Origin of the sequence: Streptomyces sp. NPDC060049, from assembly GCF_042736715.1 — a bacterium.
In the GTDB taxonomy this organism is placed as follows: domain Bacteria; phylum Actinomycetota; class Actinomycetes; order Streptomycetales; family Streptomycetaceae; genus Streptomyces.
Genome location: NZ_JBHWVV010000006.1, coordinates 398,726 through 423,897 on the forward strand (window position 1 = coordinate 398,726; position 25,172 = coordinate 423,897).

General features: G+C 73.0%; 20 protein-coding genes. 16 read left to right on the plus strand and 4 right to left on the minus strand.

Annotation, left to right across the window (positions count from 1 at the left end; genetic code table 11):
- The first annotated feature begins 105 nt into the window (after window positions 1-105).
- The 8 genes from ACFWBY_RS14340 (at window position 106) to ACFWBY_RS14375 (ending at window position 10,951) form a co-directional block, all read left to right on the plus strand.
- Window positions 106-2,091: an acyl-CoA dehydrogenase family protein gene (locus tag ACFWBY_RS14340; RefSeq protein WP_385329225.1), complete on the plus strand. Its 1,986-nt coding sequence runs from the start codon at window positions 106-108 to the stop codon at window positions 2,089-2,091.
- 74 nt (window positions 2,092-2,165) lie between these two features.
- Window positions 2,166-3,482: a hypothetical protein gene (locus tag ACFWBY_RS14345; protein ID WP_385329222.1), complete on the plus strand. Its 1,317-nt coding sequence runs from the start codon at window positions 2,166-2,168 to the stop codon at window positions 3,480-3,482.
- A gap of 20 nt (window positions 3,483-3,502) precedes the next feature.
- A complete protein-coding gene (gene dxr, locus ACFWBY_RS14350) occupies window positions 3,503-4,756 on the plus strand; it encodes a 1-deoxy-D-xylulose-5-phosphate reductoisomerase (protein ID WP_385329220.1) in 1,254 nt (417 codons plus the stop codon).
- Window positions 4,753-6,054, plus strand: coding sequence for a M50 family metallopeptidase (locus ACFWBY_RS14355; protein ID WP_385329217.1), 1,302 nt, complete (start codon window positions 4,753-4,755; stop codon window positions 6,052-6,054). The genes dxr and ACFWBY_RS14355 overlap by 4 nt, the downstream gene beginning before the upstream one ends.
- A 267-nt stretch (window positions 6,055-6,321) precedes the next feature.
- Window positions 6,322-7,479, plus strand: coding sequence for a flavodoxin-dependent (E)-4-hydroxy-3-methylbut-2-enyl-diphosphate synthase (gene ispG, locus ACFWBY_RS14360; RefSeq protein ID WP_385329214.1), 1,158 nt, complete (start codon window positions 6,322-6,324; stop codon window positions 7,477-7,479).
- A gap of 200 nt (window positions 7,480-7,679) precedes the next feature.
- Window positions 7,680-8,525, plus strand: coding sequence for a GNAT family N-acetyltransferase (locus ACFWBY_RS14365; RefSeq protein WP_385329212.1), 846 nt, complete (start codon window positions 7,680-7,682; stop codon window positions 8,523-8,525).
- Window positions 8,526-8,638: 113 nt separating this feature from the next.
- Window positions 8,639-9,211 carry a GNAT family N-acetyltransferase gene (locus ACFWBY_RS14370; RefSeq protein WP_385329209.1) on the plus strand — a complete coding sequence of 191 codons (573 nt, stop codon included), beginning with the start codon at window positions 8,639-8,641 and terminating at the stop codon, window positions 9,209-9,211.
- 42 nt (window positions 9,212-9,253) lie between these two features.
- Complete coding sequence (locus tag ACFWBY_RS14375) at window positions 9,254-10,951, plus strand: proline--tRNA ligase (RefSeq protein WP_385329206.1); 1,698 nt, start codon at window positions 9,254-9,256, stop codon at window positions 10,949-10,951.
- A gap of 129 nt (window positions 10,952-11,080) precedes the next feature.
- Here the strand turns inward: ACFWBY_RS14375 and ACFWBY_RS14380 are convergent, their stop codons facing one another.
- The 4 genes from ACFWBY_RS14380 to ACFWBY_RS14395 all read right to left on the minus strand — a co-directional run bounded on the left by ACFWBY_RS14380 (window position 11,081) and on the right by ACFWBY_RS14395 (window position 14,041).
- Complete coding sequence (locus tag ACFWBY_RS14380) at window positions 11,081-12,025, minus strand: slipin family protein (RefSeq protein ID WP_385329204.1); 945 nt, start codon at window positions 12,023-12,025, stop codon at window positions 11,081-11,083.
- A gap of 41 nt (window positions 12,026-12,066) precedes the next feature.
- On the minus strand, window positions 12,067-12,969 hold the full coding sequence (locus ACFWBY_RS14385) for an aminoglycoside phosphotransferase family protein (protein ID WP_385329201.1): 903 nt from the start codon (window positions 12,967-12,969) through the stop codon (window positions 12,067-12,069).
- Between the two features lie 74 nt (window positions 12,970-13,043).
- On the minus strand, window positions 13,044-13,499 hold the full coding sequence (locus ACFWBY_RS14390) for a ferritin-like domain-containing protein (RefSeq protein ID WP_385329199.1): 456 nt from the start codon (window positions 13,497-13,499) through the stop codon (window positions 13,044-13,046).
- Window positions 13,496-14,041 carry a hypothetical protein gene (locus ACFWBY_RS14395; protein WP_385329195.1) on the minus strand — a complete coding sequence of 182 codons (546 nt, stop codon included), beginning with the start codon at window positions 14,039-14,041 and terminating at the stop codon, window positions 13,496-13,498. The genes ACFWBY_RS14390 and ACFWBY_RS14395 overlap by 4 nt, the downstream gene beginning before the upstream one ends.
- 155 nt (window positions 14,042-14,196) lie before the next feature.
- Between ACFWBY_RS14395 and rimP the strand changes: the two genes are divergently transcribed.
- From rimP to ACFWBY_RS14435, 8 genes are all read left to right on the plus strand, one after another.
- Entirely contained in the window at window positions 14,197-14,694 is a 498-nt protein-coding gene (gene rimP / locus ACFWBY_RS14400) for a ribosome maturation factor RimP (protein ID WP_385329192.1), read from the plus strand.
- A gap of 2 nt (window positions 14,695-14,696) precedes the next feature.
- Window positions 14,697-15,788, plus strand: coding sequence for a transcription termination factor NusA (gene nusA / locus ACFWBY_RS14405; RefSeq protein ID WP_385329189.1), 1,092 nt, complete (start codon window positions 14,697-14,699; stop codon window positions 15,786-15,788).
- Window positions 15,789-15,965: 177 nt separating this feature from the next.
- Window positions 15,966-16,253, plus strand: coding sequence for a YlxR family protein (locus ACFWBY_RS14410; protein WP_385329187.1), 288 nt, complete (start codon window positions 15,966-15,968; stop codon window positions 16,251-16,253).
- A gap of 154 nt (window positions 16,254-16,407) precedes the next feature.
- Window positions 16,408-19,545, plus strand: a complete 3,138-nt coding sequence (gene infB / locus ACFWBY_RS14415; protein WP_385329185.1) for a translation initiation factor IF-2 — start codon at window positions 16,408-16,410, stop codon at window positions 19,543-19,545.
- A gap of 153 nt (window positions 19,546-19,698) precedes the next feature.
- Window positions 19,699-19,992: a DUF503 domain-containing protein gene (locus ACFWBY_RS14420; protein WP_030161467.1), complete on the plus strand. Its 294-nt coding sequence runs from the start codon at window positions 19,699-19,701 to the stop codon at window positions 19,990-19,992.
- Window positions 19,993-20,019: 27 nt separating this feature from the next.
- Complete coding sequence (gene rbfA, locus ACFWBY_RS14425; RefSeq protein WP_385329182.1) at window positions 20,020-20,472, plus strand: 30S ribosome-binding factor RbfA; 453 nt, start codon at window positions 20,020-20,022, stop codon at window positions 20,470-20,472.
- On the plus strand, window positions 20,469-21,377 hold the full coding sequence (gene truB / locus ACFWBY_RS14430; protein ID WP_385329179.1) for a tRNA pseudouridine(55) synthase TruB: 909 nt from the start codon (window positions 20,469-20,471) through the stop codon (window positions 21,375-21,377). Before rbfA ends, truB begins: the two co-directional genes overlap by 4 nt.
- Before the next feature lie 298 nt (window positions 21,378-21,675).
- A complete protein-coding gene (locus tag ACFWBY_RS14435) occupies window positions 21,676-25,167 on the plus strand; it encodes a serine protease (RefSeq protein WP_385329176.1) in 3,492 nt (1,163 codons plus the stop codon).
- Window positions 25,168-25,172: the final 5 nt, after the last annotated feature.

Consider the following 25,172-nt stretch of genomic DNA (forward strand, 5'->3'; position numbering starts at 1 on the left):
GGCCGTCCCCCTTTTACCGCCGCTTCCCCGCCGCCCGAAACGGGTACGACTCACAGGTAGCACCCACCGGTAAGCACCCCCACTCTCGGCGAGGTGAGTCCCCTCATGGCGGCAGCACAGCCCGGCGGTACGCGGCCCGTACAGCCCGCACAGCCCGTACCACCCGTTCGGCCCAAGGTGACCGAGCGCGAGGCGCGACAGGTCGCGGAAGCGGCCCGGGAACAGCACTGGCAGCGGCCGAGCTTCGCCAAGGAGCTGTTCCTCGGCCGGTTCAGGCTCGACCTGATCCATCCCCACCCGGTCCCGGCGGACGAGGACGTCCGGCGCGGTGAAGCCTTCCTGGCCCGGATGCGGGAGTTCTGCGAGACCTCGATCGACGGGGCGCGCATCGAACGCGAGGCGAAGATCCCCGACGAGACCGTGCGCGGGCTGAAAGAGCTCGGCGCGCTCGGCATGAAGATCGACCCGAAGTACGGGGGCCTCGGCCTCACCCAGGTGTACTACAACAAGGCGCTCGCCCTCGTCGGCTCCGTCAGCCCCGCCATCGGGGCCCTGCTCTCCGCCCACCAGTCGATCGGCGTGCCCCAGCCGCTGAAGATGTTCGGCACCCAGGAGCAGAAGGACACCTATCTGCCGCGCTGCGCGACCACCGCCATCAGCGCCTTCCTCCTGACCGAGCCGGACGTCGGCTCCGACCCGGCGCGCCTCGCCACCACGGCGGTCCCGGACGGCGAGGACGCCTACGTCCTGGACGGCGTGAAGCTCTGGACCACCAACGGGGTCGTCGCCGACCTCCTCGTCGTGATGGCCCGCGTGCCCAAGAGCGAGAACCACCGGGGCGGGATCACCGCCTTCGTCGTCGAGGCCGACTCGCCGGGCATCACCGTCGAGCACCGCAACGCCTTCATGGGGCTGCGCGGCCTGGAGAACGGCGTCACCCGCTTCCACCGGGTACGGGTACCGGCCGCCCAGCGCATCGGCGCCGAGGGCGCCGGGCTGAAGATCGCCCTGACCACGCTGAACACCGGCCGGCTCTCGCTGCCCGCCATGTGCGTCGGCGCCGGGAAATGGTGCCTGAAGATCGCCCGCGAATGGTCCGGCGTACGCGAACAGTGGGGCCGGCCGGTCGCGCGGCACGAGGCCGTCGGCGCCAAGATCTCCTTCATCGCCGCCACCACCTTCGCCCTGGAGGCCGTGGTCGACCTGGCCTCCCAGATGGCCGACGACGACCGCAACGACATCCGGATCGAGGCCGCCCTCGCCAAGCTCTACGGCTCCGAGATGGCCTGCCTGATGGCCGACGAGCTGGTCCAGATCCGCGGCGGACGGGGCTTCGAGACCGCCGAATCGCTCGCGGCGCGCGGAGAGCGGGCCGTCCCGGCCGAGCAGATGCTCCGCGACCTGCGCATCAACCGGATCTTCGAGGGATCCACCGAGATCATGCACCTGCTGATCGCCCGCGAGGCCGTGGACGCCCACCTGTCGGTCGCCGGGGACCTCATCGACCCCGACAAGGCGCTGGGCGACAAGGCCAAGGCGGGCGCCCGCGCCGCCGGGTTCTACGCCCGCTGGCTGCCCAAGCTGGCCACCGGAGCGGGCCAGGTCCCCGGCACCTACCGGGCCTTCCACCCCGACGGCCACCCCGACCTCGCCACCCACCTGCGCTACGTCGAGCGCGGATCGCGCAAACTCGCCCGGTCCACCTTCTACGCCATGTCCCGCTGGCAGGGCCGCATGGAGACCAAGCAGGGCTTCCTCGGCCGGATCGTCGACATCGGCGCCGAGCTCTTCGCGATGAGCGCCGCCTGCGTGCGCGCCGAGCACCTGAGGGACGCCGGCGAGCACGGCCGCGAGGCCTACCAGCTCGCCGACGCCTTCTGCCGGCAGTCCCGGCTGCGGGTGGAAGAGCTCTTCGGCCGGCTCTGGGACAACACCGACGACCTGGACCGCAAGGTCGTCGCCGGCGTCCTGTCGGGCACCTACACCTGGCTGGAGGAGGGCATCCTCGACCCCTCCGGCGACGGCCCGTGGATCGCCGACGCGGCCCCCGGCCCCTCCACGCGCAAGAACGTGCACCGCCCGATCCGCTGACCTGCGATCATCGCCGGACACCTGAGGGTGTACGACCCTGGTGACAGGCAAGGGACACGGCGAGGAACAGAGCGATGGACCAGCAGAGGGACAGCCGCAGGCTCGCCTGGTGCGTGGCGCTCGTACTGCGCCACGCACCCCAGCCCGTCGCCACCGTCCTGATCGGGCGCCTCGACCCCGCCACCCGCAACTACCTCGCCCGCGACCAGTGGCTGCCCGCCTCGGCGGTCAGCCTCCTGCTCCGTCTCGGCAACGACCAGGACCGCCGCTCCGTGGCCCGCAACCCCCACGTCCTCGGCCGCCCGCTGCCCGGCCTGCCCGGGCCCGCCCGGTACGCCGCCCGCCGGATCCCACCCGCCCTCCTGCCCGTCCTGCGCGCCGAGCTCGGCCGGGACCCCGCCGGGGCGCCCCTGACCTCCGAAGAACTGCTCCTGCTGCTGCGCCGGCACGGCACGCACCGGCCGCGGGTCCCGCTCGACATCCTGGCGCTGCCGCACGACGCGGACCCCGAGCTCCTCTGGTTCGCGCACGCACGGGACCCGCTGCCCCCCGGCTCGGCCGAGGCCCTGCTGCTGCGCGGCGGCCTGCCCCCGAGAGCCGCACGCGGACTGCTCGACCTGCGCGCCGCCCGGTCGCACGACCGCTCCTGGTACCGGCCCGCCGTCCGGGCCGTCCGGATGGGCCTGATCACCCAGGACGAGCTCGCCGACGACGTCCGCCCCGCGGGCCGCGCGCTGCTGCTCGCCGACCTCCCCACCACCCGCGGACTGCGCTGGAGCCTGCCCGAACTGGCCGGGATGCACACGGCCCTGCGGCGCACCCTCGCCCCGCTGGGGGACGACCCCCGCTTGTGGGCCGAGCTGCTGCGGCACGCCCACACCTTCCCCGGCCCCCTCACCGAACTGGTCTCCGGGACGGCGGCCGGCAGCCTGCCCGAGCCGCCGGCCGGCCCGCTGCTGCCCGGACTGGCCCGTGCCGTGGCCCGCCTCGCCCCGACGGCCGCGGAACCCGCCGGGGGAGTGGAGCGCGAACTCGCCCTGGCCAGCCTCGCCGTGCCCATGGAGACGGTCGAGGAGGACATCCGCTGGGTCCGCGACTGCCTGGCCCGCGGGCTGCTCACCGGCGTCGACGTCATCCGCCACAAGCTCCCGGCCGTCTGGGCCCTGGACGAGGACCACTGGCTGGGCGTCGTCGACCACCCCGACCGGTACGACCGGCCCGAGGCCGTGCTCGCCGCCCGCGCCGAGGCGGACCGGCTGTTCGCCGTGGCCCTGGGCGGCGACCCCGACGCCTGGTGGCGGGCGGCGAGTACCCTCCCGGACTTCGCCGGAACCCTCCCGCACCTCCTCCTGCGGGTCACCGAAGGGGGCTCCGTGTCCGGCCGCCCCTGAGTTGCGGCAACAATGGGGGCATGAGCGACCGTCCAGCCCCCCTCGCCGATCCGCACCTCCTCTTCGACCCCGCGGCCGGCCGCCGGGACATCGTCATCCTCGGCTCCACCGGTTCCATCGGGACCCAGGCCATCGACCTGGCCCTGCGCAACCCGGACCGGTTCCGCGTCACCGCGCTGTCCGCCGCCGGCGGGCGGGTCGCCCTGCTGGCCGAGCAGGCCCGGCTGCTGCGGGTGAACACCGTGGCCGTCGCCCGCGAGGACGCCGTACCGGCCCTGAAGGAAGCGCTGGACGCCCAGTACGGCGCCGGCGAGCCGCTGCCCGAGATCCTCGCGGGGCCCGAGGCCGCGACCGAGCTCGCCGCCTCCGAGTGCCACACCGTCCTCAACGGCATCACCGGCTCCATCGGCCTCGCGCCCACCCTGGCCGCGCTGCGGGCCGGCCGGACCCTGGCCCTCGCCAACAAGGAGTCGCTGATCGTCGGCGGTCCGCTGGTGAAGGCCCTGGCGAAGCCCGGACAGATCATCCCCGTCGACTCGGAGCACGCGGCGCTCTTCCAGGCGCTCGCCGCCGGCACGCGTGCCGACGTGAGCAAGCTCGTGGTAACCGCCTCGGGCGGGCCCTTCCGCGGCCGGACCCGCGCCGAGCTGGCCTCCGTCACCGTCGAGGACGCGCTGGCCCACCCCACCTGGGCCATGGGCCCGGTGATCACCATCAACTCGGCGACCCTGGTCAACAAGGGCCTGGAAGTCATCGAGGCGCACCTGCTCTACGACATCCCCTTCGAGCGCATCGAGGTCGTGGTCCATCCGCAGTCCTACGTCCACTCGATGGTGGAGTTCACGGACGGCTCCACGCTCGCCCAGGCCACCCCGCCGGACATGCGCGGCCCGATCGCGATCGGTCTCGGCTGGCCCCAGCGGATCCCCGACGCGGCCCCCGCCTTCGACTGGACCAAGGCGTCGACCTGGGAGTTCTTCCCGCTGGACACCGAGGCCTTCCCGTCGGTGGGCCTGGCCCGGCACGTGGGCACCCTGGGCGGTACCGCACCCGCCGTGTTCAATGCGGCGAACGAGGAGTGCGTGGAGGCGTTCCTGGCCGGTCGGCTGCCGTTCACAGCAATCATGGATACGGTCTCTGCCGTGGTCGATGAACACGGGACGCCGGACACGGGAACTTCCCTCACGGTGCGGGACGTCCTTGAAGCGGAGACCTGGGCCAGGGCCCGGGCACAGGAGATGGCGGCTCGGGCCGCCGTGGAGGCGCGCGCATGACCGTACTGCTGATGGTGATCGGTGTGCTCGTCTTCGTGGTGGGGCTGCTCTTCTCCATCGCCTGGCACGAGCTCGGCCACCTCTCGACGGCCAAGCTCTTCGGCATCCGGGTGCCCCAGTACATGGTCGGCTTCGGGCCGACCCTCTGGTCGCGCCACAAGGGCGACACCGAGTACGGGCTCAAGGCCATCCCGATGGGCGGCTACATCCGCATGATCGGGATGTTCCCGCCGGGCGAGGACGGCAAGGTCACCGCACGTTCGACCTCCCCGTTCCGCTCGATGATCGAGGACGCGCGCTCGGCGGCGTACGAGGAACTGCAGCCGGGCGACGAGACGCGGCTCTTCTACACGCGCAAGCCGTGGAAGCGCGTGATCGTGATGTTCGCGGGACCCTTCATGAACCTGGTCCTGGCGATGGCCATCTTCTTCGGCGGATGGATGACCTTCGGCGTGGGACAGACCACCACGACGGTGGGCACCGTCCAGGACTGCGTCCTCAGCCAGCGGGAGAACCGCAAGGTCTGTCAGGACGGCGACCCGGTGGCCCCCGGCAAGGCCGCCGGCCTCCAGGTGGGCGACAAGATCGTGGCCGTGGGCAAGAAGCCGGTCAAGGACTGGGAGGCCCTGCAGAAGGCGGTCCGCGACACCATCGGGCCCGCCGTCATCACCGTGCAGCGCGACGGCCGTGAGGTGCGGCTCGACGCGAACCTCGTACAGAACACCGTCCCCAAGTCGGACGGCCACGGCGGCTACGTCAAGGGCCAGTACGTGCCGGCCGGCTGGCTCGGCTTCGGCCCGAAGAACGTGGTCGCCCCGCTCACCTTCAGCCAGTCCGTGGACCGCGTGGGCGAGGTCGTCCAGGGCAGCGTGGAGTCCCTGGCCAAGCTCCCGGGCAAGATCCCGGCACTGTGGAACGCCGCATTCAACGGCGGCGAGCGCGAGCTCGACTCCCCGATGGGAATCGTCGGCGCGGCCCGCATCAACAGCGAGATCGCGATCCTGGACATCCCGGCCGAGCAGAAGGTGGCCAACTGGCTCCAGGTGCTCGGACTGTTCAACCTGGCCCTCTTCCTGTTCAACATGCTGCCGCTGCTGCCGCTCGACGGAGGGCACATCGCGGGCGCCCTGTGGGAGTCGGTGCGGCGCGGCTTCGCGCGGATCTTCCGGCGGGCCGACCCGGGCCCGTTCGACGTGGCGAAGCTGATGCCCGCCGCGTACGTGGTGGCCGGCGTCTTCCTCTGCTTCACCCTGCTGGTGCTCGTCGCCGACGTGGTCAACCCGATCAAGATCACCTGATCTGGTGCTGTGGCCGGGAGGCGTACCGTGCCGGGCCGGGCGCCGCGACCCGGTGGACCTTGCCGGTCGCAGCACCCGGCCGTGAAGACGCCGCTACACCATCCGTGACGGAGCCGGGCACGCATCGTGCCCGGCTCCCTACGGACGGGTGGCGCGCCCCCTGCGATGCGCGGAGCGCTCGCTGCTTGGCGTAATCTCGAAGGCTGGAGCCCGCCGATCTCGGGACCTGATCCACACCTTGATCCACACCTTGGGGTTGCACAGCAGATGACTGCCATCTCTCTCGGAATGCCGGCCGTGCCGACGAAGCTTGCCGACCGCAGGGTCAGCCGCAAGATCCAGGTCGGTTCCGTGGCCGTCGGCGGCGACGCACAGATCTCGGTGCAGTCGATGACCACCACCAGGACCTCCGACATCGGCGCCACGCTCCAGCAGATCGCGGAGCTGACCGCGTCCGGCTGCGACATCGTGCGTGTGGCCTGCCCGACGCAGGACGACGCCGACGCGCTCGCCGTGATCGCGAAGAAGTCCAACATCCCGGTCATCGCCGACATCCACTTCCAGCCGAAGTACGTTTTCGCCGCGATCGACGCCGGCTGCGCCGCCGTTCGCGTGAACCCGGGCAACATCAAGCAGTTCGACGACAAGGTCAAGGAGATCGCGCGGGCCGCCAAGGACGCGGGCACCCCGATCCGGATCGGCGTCAACGCGGGCTCGCTCGACGCCCGACTGCTGAAGAAGTACGGCAAGGCCACCCCCGAGGCGCTGGTCGAGTCCGCGCTGTGGGAGGCCTCCCTCTTCGAGGAGCACGGCTTCAGCGACATCAAGATCTCGGTCAAGCACAACGACCCGGTCGTCATGGTCAACGCCTACCGCCAGCTGGCCGCCCAGTGCGAGTACCCGCTGCACCTCGGCGTCACCGAGGCCGGCCCCGCCTTCCAGGGCACCATCAAGTCCGCCGTCGCCTTCGGCGCGCTGCTCTCCGAGGGCATCGGCGACACCATCCGCGTCTCGCTGTCGGCCCCGCCGGTGGAGGAGATCAAGGTCGGCCGGCAGATCCTGGAGTCGCTGAACCTCAAGCCGCGCCGCCTGGAGATCGTGTCCTGCCCGTCGTGCGGGCGCGCCCAGGTGGACGTGTACAAGCTGGCCGAGGAGGTCACGGCGGGCCTGGAGGGCATGGAGGTCCCGCTGCGCGTCGCGGTCATGGGCTGCGTCGTGAACGGTCCGGGTGAGGCCCGCGAGGCCGACCTCGGCGTCGCCTCCGGCAACGGCAAGGGCCAGATCTTCGTGAAGGGCGAGGTCATCAAGACCGTGCCGGAATCGAAGATCGTGGAGACCCTGATCGAGGAGGCGATGAAGATCGCCGAGCAGATGGAGAAGGACGGCGTGATGTCGGGCGAACCGACGGTCGCGATCGGCGTGTAGCTCCGCGGCTCCGCCCGAACCTCCGACGGGCCCGGCCCCGCCCCAGGCGGCGCCGGGCCCGTCGCGCTGTCCGGGCCCCCCGACGGCGCCCCGCCCCCGGGGCCCGGGCGGGCCGCCGAGGGCCCGCAGGGCCCGCGCGGCATCCCGAAGCCGCGCCGGGTACAGTGCGGAGATCAGCAGACTTGCATGGTGAGGCCCCAGTGTTGACGCAGACCACCACCCGGGTCCTAGAGCCCAGTGATCTTGACGCCGCGCTCGAGATCCTCGGACGCGAGCCGGTCGAGAACGCCTTCATCACCTCCCGGGTCCAGGTCGCCGGGCTGGATCCGTGGCGCCTGGGCGGCGAGATGTGGGGCTGGTACGCCGACGGGGAGCTCCGCTCGCTCTGCTACGCCGGCGCCAACCTGGTGCCCGCCTGCGCCGGCCCCGAGGCCATCCGCGCCTTCGCCGACCGGGCCCGCCGCACCGGCCGCCGCTGTTCCTCCATCGTGGGTCCGGCCACCGCCACCCGGCTGCTGTGGCAGCTCCTGGAGCCCAGCTGGGGTCCGGCCCGCGACGTCCGCTCCCACCAGCCGCTGATGGTCATCGATCAGCCGTCCACCGAGGTCGGCGCCGACTCCCGGGTCCGCCGCGTCCGCAAGGACGAGATGGACCTGATCATGCCCGCCTGCGTCGCCATGTTCACGGAGGAGGTCGGCATCTCCCCGATGGCGGGCGACGGGGGCCTGCTCTACCAGGCGCGGGTCGCCGAGCTGGTCGCCGGCGGCCGCTCCTTCGCCCGCTTCGAGGACGGCAAGGTCGTCTTCAAGGCGGAGATCGGCGCCGCCACTCCCCGCGCCTGCCAGATCCAGGGCGTGTGGGTGGCCCCCGAGTTCCGCGGCCGCGGGCACTCCGAGACCGGGATGGCCGCCGTCGTCGAGTACGCGCTCAGGGACGTGGCCCCCGTGGTGAGCCTGTACGTCAACGACTTCAACACCGCCGCGCGCGCGTCCTACCGCCGGGTGGGCTTCCGCGAGATCGGCGCGTTCATGAGCGTCCTGTTCTGAGCGTCCGCGGGCGACCGCTCCGGGCGTTCCGTTCCGGACGCCGAGCCCGGCCCCGCCCCGGGAGCCCGCCGGTGCCATGCCCGCGGGCCGGGGAGGCCCAGTAAGGTCGCCGCATGCTGCCAACCCCCGGGGGAGAAGACCCCGCCCGGCCCGCCGGACTACGGATCGGGCCCCTCGACCTCGCCGACCGGGTCGACGAGGCCCTGCGCGTGCAGGCCGTGGCCTTCGGGCTCAGCGAGGAGGAGGTCGGCATCCGGCGCTACATCGTCCAGCGCCACATGACCTGCCGTGGGGCCCGCGCGCTCGGGGCCTTCACCGAGGACGGCGCGCTCGCCGGGTTCGTCTACGGCATGCCCAACGACCGCACGCACTGGTGGTCCGGCATCGTCGAGCCGTACCTGCGGGCCGGCGGCCACGACACCTGGCTCGACGGCTCCTTCGTGATCACCGAGCTCCACGTCCACCCCGGTTTCCAGGGCCACGGCGTCGGCCGCACCCTCATCACGACGATCACCGACACCGCCGAGGAGCCGCGCTCGATCCTCTCCGCGATCGACATCGACAGCCCCGCCCGGGGGCTCTACCGGTCCCTCGGCTACCGGGACCTCGCCCGCCCGGTCCACTTCCCGAGCGCCGGCCTCCCGTACGCCGTCATGGGCGCCCCGCTGCCCCTGCGCAGGCCCTGAAACCGTTCCCACGGCCGCGAGCGCTCCCGGTAGCCTCCCGTCATGTCAACGCAACACGTACAGCGCATGTCCCGCCTCATGGCCAAGACCCTCCGTGAGCACCCGGCCGACGCCGAGACCCTCAGCCACCGCCTCCTCGTCCGGGCCGGATACGTCCGGCGCACGTCCGCCGGTGTGTGGAGCTGGCTGCCGCTCGGCAAGCGGGTGCTGGACAACGTCTCGCGCGTCGTCCGCGAGGAGATGGACGCGATCGGGGCGCAGGAGGTGCTGCTCCCCGCGCTGCTGCCGAAGGAGCCCTACGAGGTCAGCGGGCGCTGGTCGGAGTACGGGGACCTGCTGTTCCGGCTCAAGGACCGCAAGGGTGCGGAGTACCTGCTCGGCCCCACCCACGAGGAGATCTTCACCCTGCTGGTCAAGGACCAGTGCACGTCCTACAAGGACCTGCCCGTCATGCTGTACCAGATCCAGACGAAGTACCGGGACGAGGCGCGCCCCCGGTCGGGCGTCCTGCGCGGCCGCGAGTTCCAGATGAAGGACTCGTACTCCTTCGACGTGTCCGACGAGGGCCTGGCGCAGTCGTACGCCCTCCACCGCGCGGCCTACCAGCGGATCTTCGAGCGGCTCGGACTCGACCACCGGATCGTGTCGGCGGTGTCGGGCGCGATGGGCGGCTCGGCGTCGGAGGAGTTCCTGGCGCCGGCCGAGGCGGGCGAGGACACCTTCGCGGACTGCCCCTCCTGCGACTACGCGGCGAACACGGAGGCGGTGACCTTCGCCCTGACACCGGCCGAGGGGGAGCACGGCCCGCTGGAGGAGATCCCGACCCCCGACACCCCCACCATCGAGACCCTCGCGGCGTACTTGGGCATCCCCGCGTCGGCGACGCTCAAGAACCTCCTCGTCACGGTGGACGGCGAGATCACGGCCGTCGGAGTGCCGGGCGACCGGGAGGTCGACCTGGGCAAGCTCGGCGAGCACCTGGCCCCGGCGGTCGTGGAGTTGGTGACGGCGGAGCACTTCGCAGGCCGGCCCGACCTGGTACGGGGCTACGTGGGCCCGCAGGGCCTGGTGAAGGTCCCCTACCTCGCCGACCCCCGTATCGCGCCCGGCACTTCATGGGTCACCGGGGCCAACAAGCCCGGCACGCACGCCCGGAACGTGGTCTGCGGGCGGGACTTCGAGGTGGACCGCTACCTGGACGTGGTGGTCGTCGAGGCGGGCGACCCCTGCCCCGCGTGCGGCGCGGGGCTGCGGCTGGACCGGGCGATCGAGATCGGGCACATCTTCCAGCTGGGCCGCAAGTACGCGGACGCCTTCGGCCTCGACGTCCTCGGCAAGGAGGGCAAGCCGGTCCGGGTCACGATGGGCTCCTACGGCATCGGCGTCTCCCGCGCGGTGGCCGCGCTGGCCGAGCAGACGGCGGACGAGCGGGGACTGTGCTGGCCGGCGGCGGTGGCGCCGGCGGACGTCCACGTGGTGGCGGCGGGCAAGGCCGTGCCGTCGGCCCTCGCCGAGTCGGCGGCCGAAGCCCTGGCGGCGTCGGGCCTGCGCGTACTCCTGGACGACCGCGCGGGCCTGTCCCCGGGCGTGAAGCTCACCGACGCCGAGCTGATCGGGGTCCCGTGGATCCTGGTCGCGGGCCGCCGTTCGGCGGAGTCGGTGGTAGAGCTCCAGAACCGCGCGACGGGCACCCGCGAGGAGCTCCCGCTCACGGAGGCCCTGGCCCGCCTGACGCCGTGACCCGGACGGGACGTGGTGCCGCTGCGCGGGGTTGGATGTTCGGCCCGTCCGGCGCTTGAGGACCGGGTCCGGGCAGAGCGCCCGGGGAACGGGCGAAGGCGGGTGGGGGACCGGACCCCGCGCAGCGGATTACTCGGCCGGGCCTTCCGTGCCCGGTCCGACCGCGGCGGGGCCCTCGGTACCCGGTCCGACCGCGGCCGGGCCTTCCGTACCCGGTCCGACCGCGGCGGGGTCTTCGGGCGCCGGGCCGGCTGGGGGCGGGTCTTGCGCAGGGGCAGGGGCAGCGGCAGCGGCAGGGTCCGTCACCGGAGGCGCGGGGGCCGCGCGTTCCAGGAACCGCAACAGCTCCACCGGGAACGGCAGCACCAGGGTGGAGTTCTTCTCCGCGGCCACGGCGACGACCGTCTGCAGCAGGCGCAGCTGGAGCGCCGCGGGCTGGTCCGACATCACCGCCGCCGCCTCGGCCAGCTTGTGCGAGGCCTGGAGTTCCGCGTCCGCGTTGATCACCCGCGCCCGGCGCTCGCGGTCCGCCTCCGCCTGCCGGGCCATCGACCGCTTCATCGTCTCCGGCAGGGACACGTCCTTGATCTCCACCCGGTCGATCTGCACGCCCCAGCCCACCGCCGGGCTGTCGATCATCAGCTCCAGGCCCTGGTTGAGCATCTCCCGGTTGGACAGCAGATCGTCCAGGTCCGACTTTCCGATGATCGACCTGAGCGAGGTCTGCGCCATCTGCGAGACGGCGAAGCGGTAGTCCTCCACCGCCACGATCGCGCTGGCCGGGTCGACGACCTTGAAGTACACGACCGCGTCCACGCGCACCGTGACGTTGTCCCGGGTGATGCCCTCCTGGGCCGGCACCGGCAGGGTCACGATCTGCATGTTCACTTTGCGCAGCCGGTCCACCGCGGGCACGATCACCGTGAAGCCCGGCGTCCGGATCTCCTCCCGCAGCCGGCCGAAGCGAAAGACCAGGCCCCGCTCGTACTGCTTCACCACGCGGGCCGCGGCGCCCAGATAGACCGCGGTGCCCACGCACACGGCGATTCCCGCTGTCAGCAGCTCTTCGACCATGACGGCCCCCTGCCGGACATACCTCTTTCTTACGGTATGCCCTACAACCAGCCCGCGAACTCCAGCAACTGCTCGGCGTCCCGGCGCCGTCCGGCGGCCAGCGCCCGGTTGCCGGACTCGACCGCGCGGAACAGCGTCCAGCCCCGCAGCCGGTCCCGGTCCACCTCGAGCGCGTCCGCCAGCTTGTTCACGCGGCGCCGGGCGCCCGAGGCTCCCGCGGAGGAGGCGACCTGGTCCTCCAGGCGGTCCCGTACCAGCCGCGCCAGGTCGTAGGCCCGCTCGCCGACCATCGGGTCCGGGCCCACCGCCAGCCACGGCGCCCGGTCCCCGGCGAGGACCTTGCCCTGGCGGAAGTTCCCGTGCAGCAGCATTTCCTCGGCCGGCGCGGCCGTGAGCTCCTCGCGGGCCGCGAGCGCCGCCGAAGCCAGTTCCGCCGCCTCCTCGGGGGCCTTGCGCAACGCCTCGGCCTGCGCGGACGTGCGCTCGGCGACCGTTTCCCAGGCGTGCCCGGGCGTCGGGGCGACCCAGAGCCTGCGCAGCGTGCCGCAGGCCTCCAGCAGCGCCTTCGCCTCCGGCAGCGAGCGCAGCGAGACCTCGGGGTGGAGTCGCTCCAGCAGCAGCCCGCCGTCCTCCTCGTGGTGGCGCGTGTCGAGGACCCGTACGGCCCCGAACCCGCCCCAGTGGGCCAGCGCGGCCAGTTCCCGGTCGGGCCGCAGGGCCGGCGGGGCCAGCTTCAGCGCGGCCGGAGTGCCGTCGGGGTACCGGACGAGTACGACCAGGCTGCTGCGACCGCCGGGGGCCTGCACCCGCTGGGCCTGTACCCCGCGCCTGGCCAGAGCGGTCTCCGTCAGCCGGGGCAGCCGCTCCAGCCAGTCGGTGTTCTGCTCCGGTTCCGGCAGCTCGCCGAGCGCCCGTACGAGCCGCTGCGGCGGTTCGAAAGCCATGCGTGAGTGGTCCCTTTCAGCTGTGCGCGGGCTCGTCGCGCGTGCTTGCGCGCTGGTTCCACACGGGGTCTGCGCTAGTTCTGTGCCGCGGACGCGCGTTCCGTGAGCCCAGGGAAGGCTACGCCGACACCGCGCCAGCGCGCCGCGCGGACGGCCGCTGCGCTCAGCGCGTCGGCCGCCTCACGGCGTAGGCCGCCCTCGGCGGCGCGCACCAGGTCGGAGTACGCGCCGGCCACCCGGTCCTCGATCACGGCGGCCAGCCGCTCGGCGTCGGCGGGGGTGCGCACGGTGAAGGGCAGCGCGTACGCGGCCTCGGACGGCCGGGGGGAACCGCCGAGTTCACGCACGGTGCGGGCGAGCGCGTCACGGCGCGCGAGGTGGCCGCCGTGTGCCTCGCGGGCCTCGGCGCCGCGCGCGCCGGAGGTCCGGGCGCCGATCACGCCGTAGCCGTAGGCGGCGGCGTGCTCCGCGGCGAGCGCGGACTGCGCGGCCTGGAGGACCTGTTCGGCGGCGGGGGGTTCGGCGGTCACGACGGGGCTCCCGGGGTCGAGGTCAGCAGATAGGCGTGTACGTGGCCGCACGCGGCCAGCGAGGCCAGCATCCGGGCCAGTTCCCCGGGGGCGCCGGCCAGGGAGATCGTCCGCGCCTCGGCCAGGCTCCGCTCGGCGTCCGAGAGCGCGGTCAGCGCGTCGGCGGGCTTCGGGGGCACCGGCTCGGCGCTGGGACCCGGCGCCGCGGCGCCCGCCGGGGCGGAGGCGGCCGGTGTGGGCGGGGCGGACCGGGAGGGGGAGGGGGCGGGGGCATCGGCGAGGGCCGACGCGTGCGCCGCGACCGAGGCGCGCAGCGGCGCCAGGCGCGCGGCCAGGGCCGGATGGGCGGTGGCCGTGGCGTCGTAACGTTCCAGCAGTCGCCCACTGTCACGTACGGCGCTCTCGCGCATCCGCCGTTCGAGTGGAATCTCCGGCTCCGCGCCGGGTGCGTCCCCGTCGGAGCAACCGCTGAGCAGCGCGGCACCGGCGATGCCCGCGGCACCGGCGAGCAGGCTTCTTCGCGACGGCAGGATCGAGGGCACGGAGACGTCCTTGGGGTGAGGGCGGGGCAAGGTGTGATCACCGTACCCGGGGCCCCCTCCACAGGGCGGACGGCAACACCCTCCGCGACCGGATACCCTTTGACCTGACGCACGACGGAAATAACAACAGCACACGCGGCCGAGGAGTCACCCGGATGAGCACCACCCAGAGCGACAGGCTGCGCGGATTGCTGGAGCCGCTCGTCGCCGCCAAGGGCCTGGACCTCGAGGAGATCGAGATGTCCAAGGCCGGCAAGCGCCGGATGCTGCGCATCATCGTGGATTCCGACGAAGGCGTGGAGCTGGACGCGTGTGCCGAGCTGAGCCGCGAGGTCTCGGACCTGATGGACGAGACCGACGCGATGGGTGAGGACGAGTACGTCCTCGAGGTGAGCTCCCCGGGCGCGGACCGCCCGCTGACCGAGCACCGTCACTACATCCGGGCGACCGGCCGTCTCGTGAAGTTCCAGACGTCTGACGGCGGGGAACTGATCGCCCGCATTCTCGAAGTCGACGACGAGGGCATGGACCTCGAAGTCCCGGGCGTGAAGGGCCGCAAGGCGACCGCCCGGCGCATCGCATTCACCGACATCGCCAAGGCGCGTGTCGAGATCGAGTTCAACCGCAAGGACAAGAAGGAAGAGGAGGCGTAGCCGTGGACATCGACATGAGTGCCCTGCGGGGTCTGGTCCGGGAGAAGGAGATCTCCTTCGACCTGCTCGTCGAGGCGATCGAGTCGGCCCTCCTCATCGCGTACCACCGCACCGAGGGAAGCTTCCGGCGCGCACGCGTCGTGCTCGACCGCACCAACGGTCACGTGATCGTGTGGGCGACCGAGGACCCGAGGGACCTGGAAGAGGGCCAGGAGGCCAAGGAGTTCGACGACACCCCGTCGGACTTCGGCCGCATCGCCGCGACGACCGCCAAGCAGGTGATCCTGCAGCGTCTGCGCGACGCCGAGGACGACCTGACCTTCGGCGAGTTCCTGGGCCGCGAGGGTGATGTCATCACCGGCGTGGTGCAGCAGGGCAAGGACCCGAAGAACGTCCTCGTCGACATCGGCAAGATGGAGGCCATGCTGCCGGTGCAGGAGCAGGTCCCCGGCGAGGAGTACACGCACGGACTGCGCCTGAAGTCGTACGTCGTGCGGGTGGCGAAGGGTGTCCGCGGCCCGTCCGTGACCCTGTCGCGCACCCACCCGAACCTGGTGAAGAAGCTGTTCGCCCTGGAGGTCCCGGAGATCGCCGACGGCAGCGTCGAGATCTGCGCGATCGCCCGTGAGGCCGGTCACCGCACCAAGATCGCCGTCCGGTCCACCCGCTCCGGCCTCAACCCGAAGGGCGCCTGCATCGGCCCCATGGGCAGCCGCGTGCGCAACGTGATGGCCGAGCTGCACGGTGAGAAGATCGACATCGTCGACTGGTCGGACGACCCGGCGGAGATGGTCGCGAACGCCCTGTCACCCGCCCGGGTGAGCAAGGTCGAGGTCGTCGACTGGGACACCCGCTCCGCGCGGGTGACCGTGCCCGACTACCAGCTGTCGCTGGCCATCGGCAAGGAGGGCCAGAACGCCCGCCTCGCCGCCCGCCTCACCGGCTGGCGCATCGACATCCGGCCCGACACCGAGCAGCCCTCGGACGGGGACCGTGACCGCGGCGAACGTCGGGAAGAGCGGCGCGACGACCGCGGTGACGACCGCCGCGACGACCGGCGTGACGACCGTCGCGATGATCGCCGCGGGGAATAAATCCGGTACCGCCCGGGGCTGACCCGACGGTAGACAGGAACAAGGAACTCGGTCCGTGGTACGCGGCCGCCCGCCGCCGGCGTTTCGGCAGCGGGCGGCCGACCGATGGATCACGACAACGTCCGTTCGATTTTTCGCCCGAAGGGGTGAGGTCGGTGCGGGGAGGTAGACTTAAGCGTGTCTGGCCGGACGCAAGCCCGAGCACGCCCCGAACGCACCTGTGTGGGGTGTCGGGAGCGAGCGGCCAAGAGCGATCTGCTGCGCATCGTGGCGGTCGGTGACGAATGCGTCTCCGATCCACGCGGTACGCTGCCCGGCCGGGGTGCCTACGTGCACCCCGCCGTGGTCTGCCTCGATCAGGCGGTCCGCCGCAGAGCGTTCCCCCGGTCCCTTAGGTCCGCAGGAGCGCTCGACACGGCAGGACTGCGCAGTGCCGTGGTCGGCAAGGCCGAGGCGACACCGTAAGAAGAACGTAGTACGGCACGGATCACCGTGCGGTCAGGTACCTCGCGAGTTGGAAGTAGGTCGAGATTGCGATGAGCACCACTCGATGAGTACGCGATGAGTACGCCCATGAAGTAGCGACGGTCCGGCGTAACCCGGACCTAAAAGGAGCGAAGTGGCTAAGGTCCGGGTATATGAACTCGCCAAGGAGTTCGGAGTTGAGAGCAAGGTCGTCATGGCCAAGCTCCAGGAACTCGGTGAGTTCGTCCGTTCGGCGTCCTCGACCATCGAGGCGCCGGTCGTTCGCAAGTTGACCGACGCACTGCAGGGTCCCGGCGGCAACGCCGGCAAGGCCCCTGCGAAGCCGGGCGCGCCCCGTAGCGCCGCACCGGCCAAGCCCGGGGCCCCGACCCCGGGTCCCGCACGTCCCGCCGCGCCGAAGCCCGGCGCGCCGGCCCCCAAGCCGGTCGTCGCAGAGGCTCCGGCCGCCGCGGCTCCCGCCCCGGTGACTCCGGCCGCCTCCGGCCCGCGTCCCGGCCCGAAGGCCCCGGCCGCCCCGAAGCCCGCTCCGGCGGCTCCCGTGGTGACCGAGTTCTCCGCGCCCCCGGCGGCTCCCGCCGCCCCGGCGCGCACCGAGCGTCCCGCCGCCGCGGCTCCCGGCCCCCGTCCGGCGCAGCAGCGTCCGGCGCAGGGTCAGGGCGGCCAGGCCGGCGCCCGTCCCGGCGCCCCGCGTCCGGCCGGTGCCGCTCCGGCGCGCACCGAGCGTCCCGCCGGTCCCGGTGGAGCCCAGGCTCCGCGTCCGCAGGGCGCCCGTCCGGCCGGTCCCCGTCCGGGCAACAACCCCTTCACCTCTGGTGGCTCCACCGGCATGGCGCGCCCGCAGGCGCCCCGTCCGGCCGGCGCTCCCCGTCCCGGTGCCCCCGGCGCCGGTGGCGGTCAGGGTGCTCCCCGTCCGCAGGGCGGCCCCGGCGGCGCCCCGCGTCCCCAGGGTCAGGGCGCGGGTCGTCCCACCCCGGGCGGCATGCCGCGTCCGCAGGGCGGTGCCCCGCGTCCCGGTGGTGCCCCCGGTGGTAACCGTCCGAACCCGGGCATGATGCCGCAGCGTCCCGCTGCCGGTGGTCCCGGTCCCCGTCCCGGTGGCGGCCCCGGTGGCCGTGGTCCCGGTGCGGGCGGTGCCCGTCCCGGTGGCGCCGGTGGCGCGGGTCGTCCCGCGGGCGGCGGCTTCGCCGGCCGTCCGGCCGGTCCGGGCTCGCGTCCCGGCGGCGGTGGCGGCTTCGGCGGTCCCCGTCCCGGTGGTGGCGGCTTCGGCGGCGGTCCGGCTGGTGCCGGCGGCGGCGGTCGTCCCGGCTTCGGCGGGCGTCCCGGTGGTCCCGGTGCCCGTGGTGGCACGCAGGGCGCCTTCGGCCGTCCCGGCGGTCCGGCCCGTCGTGGTCGCAAGTCCAAGCGTCAGAGGCGCCAGGAGTACGAGGCCATGCAGGCCCCGTCCGTCGGCGGCGTGATGCTGCCCCGCGGCCACGGCGAGACCGTTCGCCTGTCGCGCGGTGCGTCCCTCACCGACTTCGCGGAGAAGATCAACGCCAACCCGGCGTCGCTCGTCGCCGTGATGATGAACCTCGGCGAGATGGTCACTGCCACGCAGTCCGTCTCCGACGAGACCCTCGAAATGCTGGCCGGCGAGATGAACTACGTCGTTCAGATCGTCAGCCCGGAGGAAGAGGACCGCGAGCTCCTCGAGGGCTTCGACATCGAGTTCGGCGAGGACGAGGGTGGCGAGGAATTCCTCATGCCGCGTCCGCCGGTCGTGACCGTCATGGGTCACGTCGACCACGGTAAGACCCGACTGCTCGACGCCATCCGCAAGACCAATGTGGTCGCGGGCGAGGCCGGCGGCATCACGCAGCACATCGGTGCCTACCAGGTCGGTACCGAGGTCAACGGTGAAGAGCGCAAGATCACCTTCATCGACACCCCGGGTCACGAGGCGTTCACCGCCATGCGTGCCCGTGGTGCCAAGTCGACCGACATCGCGATCCTCGTGGTCGCGGCCAACGACGGCGTCATGCCGCAGACGATCGAGGCGCTCAACCACGCCAAGGCCGCCGGCGTCCCGATCGTCGTCGCGGTCAACAAGATCGACGTCGAGGGTGCCGACCCGGTCAAGGTGCGCGGTCAGCTCACCGAGTTCGGTCTGGTCGCCGAGGAGTACGGCGGCGACACGATGTTCGTCGACATCTCCGCCAAGCAGGGTCTGCACATCGACTCCCTGCTCGAGGCCGTCGTCCTCACCGCCGACGCCTCGCTCGACCTGCGCGCCAACCCGGAGCAGGACGCTCAGGGTATTGCGATCGAGTCCCACCTCGACCGCGGCCGCGGTGCCGTCGCCACCGTCCTCGTCCAGCGCGGTACCCTCCGCGTCGGCGACACGATGGTCGTGGGCGACGCCTACGGCCGAGTGCGCGCCATGCTCGACGACAAGGGCAACAACGTCGAGGAAGCGGGTCCGTCGACCCCCGTCCTGGTCCTGGGTCTCACCAACGTCCCCGGCGCCGGCGACAACTTCCTCGTCGTGGACGAGGACCGTACGGCCCGTCAGATCGCCGAGAAGCGTGCTGCGCGTGAGCGCAACGCCAACTTCGCCAAGCGCGTCCGTCGCGTGTCCCTCGAGGACCTCGACTCGGTGCTCAAGGCCGGTCTGGTCCAGGAACTCAACCTCATCATCAAGGGCGACGCGTCCGGTGCGGTCGAGGCTCTCGAGTCCTCGCTGCTCCAGCTCGACGTCGGTGAAGAGGTCGACATCCGGGTCCTGCACCGCGGTGTGGGTGCGGTCACCGAGTCCGACATCTCGCTGGCGATGGGCTCCGACGCCATCGTCATCGGTTACAACGTCCGTGCGGCCGGCCGTGCCGCGCAGATGGCGGACCGCGAGGGTGTCGACGTCCGCTACTACTCGGTGATCTACCAGGCCATCGAGGAGATCGAGGCGGCCCTGAAGGGTCTGCTCAAGCCGGAGTACGAAGAGGTCGAGCTCGGTACGGCGGAGGTCCGCGAGATCTTCCGCTCGTCCAAGCTGGGCAACATCGCGGGTGTTCTCATCCGCTCCGGCGAGGTCAAGCGCAACACCAAGGCGCGGCTCCTGCGCGACGGCAAGGTCGTCGCCGAGAACCTCACCATCTCCGGTCTGCGCCGCTTCAAGGACGACGTCACCGAGATCCGCGAGGGCTTCGAGGGTGGTATCAACCTCGGTTCCTTCAACGACATCAAGATCGACGACGTCATCGCGACGTACGAGATGCGCGAGAAGCCCCGCGCGTAAGCGCGTGGCGGTTCGTACCGTGTCGTAACACCGGGGCCGGTCGGCGGAATATCCGTCGATCGGCCCCGGCCGTTGCGTGTACGGTTCTGGTGACCCTGCCGCGCGACGGCCGGCAGGCCACCGAACCCGCACCGGCGGGATATCCGGAACTGCATGTACGTGGGGACTCTGTCCTTCGACCTGCTCCTCGGCGACGTTCACTCGCTGAAGGAGAAACGCTCCGTCGTCCGGCCCATCGTCGCCGAGCTCCAGCGCAAGTTCTCTGTGAGCGCGGCCGAAGTGGGCGACCAGGACCTGCACCGAAGGGCCCGTATAGGGGTCGCTCTGGTCAGTGGGGACACGGGGTTCCTCTCGGATGTACTGGACCGCTGCGAGCGGCTGGTCGCGGCACGTCCGGAAGTGGAGCTGCTGTCCGTACGACGGCGCCTCCACGGTGATGAAGACTGACCGCAAGACGAAGAAGGAGACGGACCAGTGGCCGACAATGCGCGGGCGAAGAAGCTGGCGGACCTCATCCGGGAGGTGGTGGCCGAGAAGCTGCAGCGTGGTGTCAAGGACCCCCGCCTCGGTACGCACGTGACCATCACGGACACCCGGGTCACCGGCGATCTGCGGGAGGCCACGGTCTTCTACACGGTCTACGGCGACGACGAGGCCCGAACCAGTGCGGCAGCGGGCCTGGAGAGCGCCAAGGGCGTACTGCGCTCCGCGGTCGGCCGGGCGGCGCAGACCAAGTTCACGCCCACCCTGACCTTCGTGGCGGACGCCCTCCCGGAGACCGCCAAGAGCATCGAGGAGCTCCTCGACAAGGCGCGCGCGTCCGACGCGCAGGTGCGGGAGGTGTCCTCCGGCGCGAAGTACGCCGGTGACGCCGACCCGTACAAGAAGCCGGACGAGGACGAGGACGAGGGCGCAACCGCCGAATGAGCAGCAACGCAGGGCAGACTCCGGACGGCTTGGTCATCGTCGACAAGCCGTCCGGCTTCACTTCGCACGACGTGGTCGCCAAGATGCGCGGGATCGCCAAGACCCGCCGGGTCGGCCACGCCGGCACGCTCGACCCGATGGCGACGGGCGTGCTGGTCCTGGGCGTCGAGAAGGCCACCAAGCTCCTCGGCCACCTCGCGCTCACGGAGAAGGAGTACCTCGGCACCATCCGGCTGGGCCAGAACACCCTGACGGACGACGCCGAGGGCGAGATCATCTCCTCGATCGACGCCGCCGGGGTCACCCGCGAGGCCGTGGACGAGGGCATCGCGAAGCTGACCGGCGCGATCATGCAGGTCCCGTCCAAGGTCAGTGCCATCAAGATCAAGGGCGTGCGCTCCTACAAGCGCGCCCGTGACGGCGAGGACTTCGAGATCCCGGCCCGGCCGGTGACCGTCTCGTCGTTCCAGGTGTACGACATGCGCGAGGCGCAGGCGGAGGACGGCACCAAGGTCGTCGACCTCATCGTCTCCGTCGTCTGCTCCAGCGGTACGTACATCCGCGCACTCGCCCGCGACCTGGGCGCCGACCTCGGTGTCGGCGGCCACCTCACGGCGCTGCGGCGCACCCGGGTGGGCCCGTACAAGATCGACCGGGCGCGCACCCTCGACCAGCTCCAGGAGGAGCTGACCGTCATGCCGATCGGTGACGCCGCCGCCGCGGCGTTCCCGCGCTGGGACCTGGACGCCCGGCGGGCGTCGCTGCTGGCGAACGGCGTGCGCATCGAGATGCCGGAGGAGTACGAGGCCGGCAGGGCGATCGCGGTCTACGGACCGGACGGGCAGTTGCTCGGGCTCGTGGAGAGCAAGGGCGGCAAGGCGAAGTCGCTGGCGGTCTTCGTCTGAACCGGCCCCGGCCGGTGTGATCCGGCCGGACCGCCTTCGGCGCGGTCTGGTCGTGTCGGCTCCGGCCCGACCGCCTTCGACGTGGAGCGGTGAGCGCACACATGCACTGCCGCTCACCGCTCCACGACCCCCCTCGGGTAGGTCTCTATCCACCCGGAGCCCCAAATTCACCCGTCCGAGCAGGCGCTCGGAGTGAATGGAGGGAGCACAAGGGGGCGCTTTCGCCTCGCGTGCTGTTCCCGCTGATCTTCATCCCCCTACCGTCGTGGATACGGGGCACGCGGCGGGGAGTGGTGCGGTGACGGCGGAACTGGTCAGGATCTGCGATCTAGCCGGGAGGCCGCGGGGCACCGGCTTCGTCGCCGACGACCGCGGGACGGTGGTGACCGGCCACGAGACCGTGGACGGCATGGCCCGCCTGGTCCTGCACGGCCCGGGCCCGGGGAAGCGGACGTGCCCGGTGGGCGCGTCGGACGTCACCGCCCTGCCCGAGCTCGGACTCGCACTCGTACGCAGCGACGGGCTCGGCGTGCGGCCCCTGCCGATCGCGCGGCGGGAGGCGGTCGCTCCCGGCACGTACGTACGGCTCGCCGCGCGCGGCTGGCGACAGGCACGGGTACTGGGCGGGGCCGAGGTCGCCTACCGGGCGACGGACCGCTCCCACGTGCTGCCGGCCGCGCTGGAACTGGCGATCGGGACCGACGGCCGCGACGCGCTGACGCTGGGCGGGGAGGTCCGCGGGGGCCCGGTCCTGGACGCGGCCACCGGAGCGGTGCTCGCGGTACTGGTCACCGCTCCGCGCACGGAGCACCGCTCCGGCGGCTTCGCGGTGCCCCTCGCCGCCGCCGCGGCCGCCGACCAAGGCGGGCGCCTCGCCGCACTGCTGAGGACCAACGCCGCCACCGTGCCCGGCCACGGCGCCGACCTGAACCTCGCCGGAGCCCTCCAGCTCACGGGGAACACCCTCGGCGCGGCCTTCGCCGCGCAGGGACCCGAACGGGTGGACCGCCCCGCGATCGCGGCCGAACTCGACGCCTTCACCGCAGCGGACCGACCGGTCCTCGCCCTCGTGGGCCTGCCCGGCACCGGCCGCACCACGGCCCTCGCAGCCCTGGCCGTACGCCGCGCCGACGGCCCGGGCCCGGCACCGACCCTCTGGCTCCGCGGCGCCGACCTGAGGGCCCGGGACGCCTCGCTGGCCGACGCGGCCACGCGAGCGCTGGCCGGTGCCTCGCGCATCCTGGCGGTACCGGGGCCCGCGACGACGGCCACGGCCGTCGCCACGCTGGTGGCCCCGGCCGGTCGGCCCCTGCTGGTGGTCCTGGACGCGCCGGAGGAGATGCCGCCCGCGCTCGCGCACGCGCTCGGCCCGTGGACCGACGCCACCGCCGCCTGGCTGCGGACCACCGGAACCCGGCTGGTGATCGCCGCCCGGCCCGAACACTGGGAGGCGGCCGGGAGGTTGTACCCGCCCGAGCTGCTCCACACCCCGGCCCGGCCGGCCCGGCGGCTGCCGCCCGCCCTCCCGATCGGCGATCTCACCCCGGACGAGGCGGAACCCGCCCGGGCCCGCCTGGGGATCCCGGCCGACGCGGTCGCGGAAGCCGACGCCCGCCACCCGCTCACGCTCCGGCTGCTCGCGCAGGTGCGCGCGGCCGGGGTCACCGCCGGGCGGCCGACCCGTGACGAGGTCTTCGCCGCGCACCTGGACCTGCTGTGCCTGCGGGTGGCCGTCCGTGTCTGCGCCGCGCTGCCGCAGCCCCGTAGAACCGCGGGGCAGCCCGCGGAGGAAGCCCCGGCCGGCGGCTCCGCAGGCTCCGGCGGGGACAGGGACGCGGGGAAGGGCGCCGGCCACGGACCGGGTACGGGCGGCGCCGTACCGGCGGACGGCGGCGGGATCCACGGCCCCGGCGTCGGGCGGCTGGCCGCGCGAGTGGCCGGACGGGCGCACGAGGCCGCGCGGCGGTGCCTGGGGCCGGGGCAGGGGCAGCTGGACCGGGCGTCCTTCGAGGAACTGTTCCCCTGGCGCACCGGCTGGGCCTCCGCCGCGCTCGCCGAAGGGCTGCTGGTGCCCGCCGGCGACGGCTACCGCTTCGCCCACGAGGAACTCTCCGACTGGTTGCAGGCCGCGCACCTGGACCTGCCCGCAGCCCTCGACGGCCTGGGCCGCTGCGTCCCCCGCCACCGCATCGGGCCCGTGCTGGAGGCCCTGCTGCGGCTGCCGCCGGACGAGAGCCGCCCGGCGATGACCCGGCTCCTGGCGGTGCTCGCCACGTCCACCGAACCCGAGGCCCTCTGGTGGGCCGGCCGGCTCCTGCGCGAGAGCCTGCTCCGCGCCCCCGACGCCACCCCCCACCTCCCCGTCCTGCACGCCCTGGCCGCACACGTGGCGGACCCGGTCCGGGCGGATCCCCCCGCCGGACCGGTCGCGGAGCAGGCCGCGCGTCCGCTCGCCGAAGAGTTCGGGGGATGGTTCTGGAACCGGCTGCGGCTCGCCGAGGAGGAGCGCTTCGACCTGCTGCGCCGGCTCGTCGCCCGCGACCACCGCTATCTCGATGCCGCCGCCCGGCGGCTCGTCCGGGCGCCGCGCCTCGTGCAGCCGCTGCTCTGCGCGTGGTTCCGCGACGAGCGTCGGCTGCTGGGACGGCCCGGCGCCACCGTCGCCACCGCCGCCCAGGCACTGCTGCACACCCACCGGCGGCTCGCCGTCGACGATCTCGCCGAGGCGCTCGTCACCGCCGCGCACCCCCGCGCCGACGAACTGCTCGCCGTGCTCGCCGAGGACGAGCCCTCCGCGCTCTGCAGGGCGGTGGACCGCTGGGCCCACGACACGCGGCCCGGCCGCCGGGTCGCGGCCGCCGCCCACGGTCCGGCCGCCGCCGCGCACGTGCGCACCCCGGCCGACCGCGAGCTCCTGCGCCACGCCGCGCAGGCCCTGCTCGCCCGACCCGACGACGTCTCCCTGCACGGCAGCGCCCTCGGCATCCTGCTCCGCGACCCCCAGGTCCGGGCCCGCTACCTACCCGATGCCCTCGCCTGCTTCCGCGACCCGGGCAGCGGGACAGGGTTGCCCGCCTCCGCGCTGATCGCGGCCCTGCCCGTGCTGCCCGACCCGGACGCGGTGTTCGCCGCCCTGCGGGACCGGGCCGACGGGGAGGTGGTGCGGGCGCTCGCCGCGCTGGCCACGCCGGGCCTGGCGCGGCGCGCGGGTGACCTCGTACGGGAGCACCTCGCGCGCCACCCGCAGGACGCCGCGCACGGCGCCGAGTTCGTGGAGCGCAGGCTCGAACAGGGCCTGGCTGCCGCCCCGGTGCTGCGCCCGCTCGTGCTCGACCTGCTCCGCTGCGGTTCGCCGCCGGTACGGGCCGCGCTGGCCGCCGTACTGGCCGCGCCGGGCACGGAGCCCTCGTACACGCTCCGCGGCGAGCTGGCCGGCGTACTGCTCGGCGAGGAGACCCACCCCGGTGTGCTCGACGCGTTCCTCGGCGCGCTGGCGGCGGGCGCCGAGGGGCGTCCCGAGGACCGCACGCGCGAGTTGCTCCGGCGCGCCGGGCGGCAACTGCAGCGGGTACCGGGCGGTCCGGCGGTCTTCGAGCGCCGCACGGTCGAGCTGGCACGCGCCCGGCCGGCCTTCGGAGCGGTCGTGGCCCACTGGCTGGAGACGGCGCCGGACGAGGCATCGGCGCTGCTGGGGCCGGGCGCGCGCCGGACCGTGGAGACCCTCGGTCGCGGTGCCTCACGCCCGGCCGACGCCGATGATGGGCACCGGCCACCGGCATGGCAGTCTTAGACCTG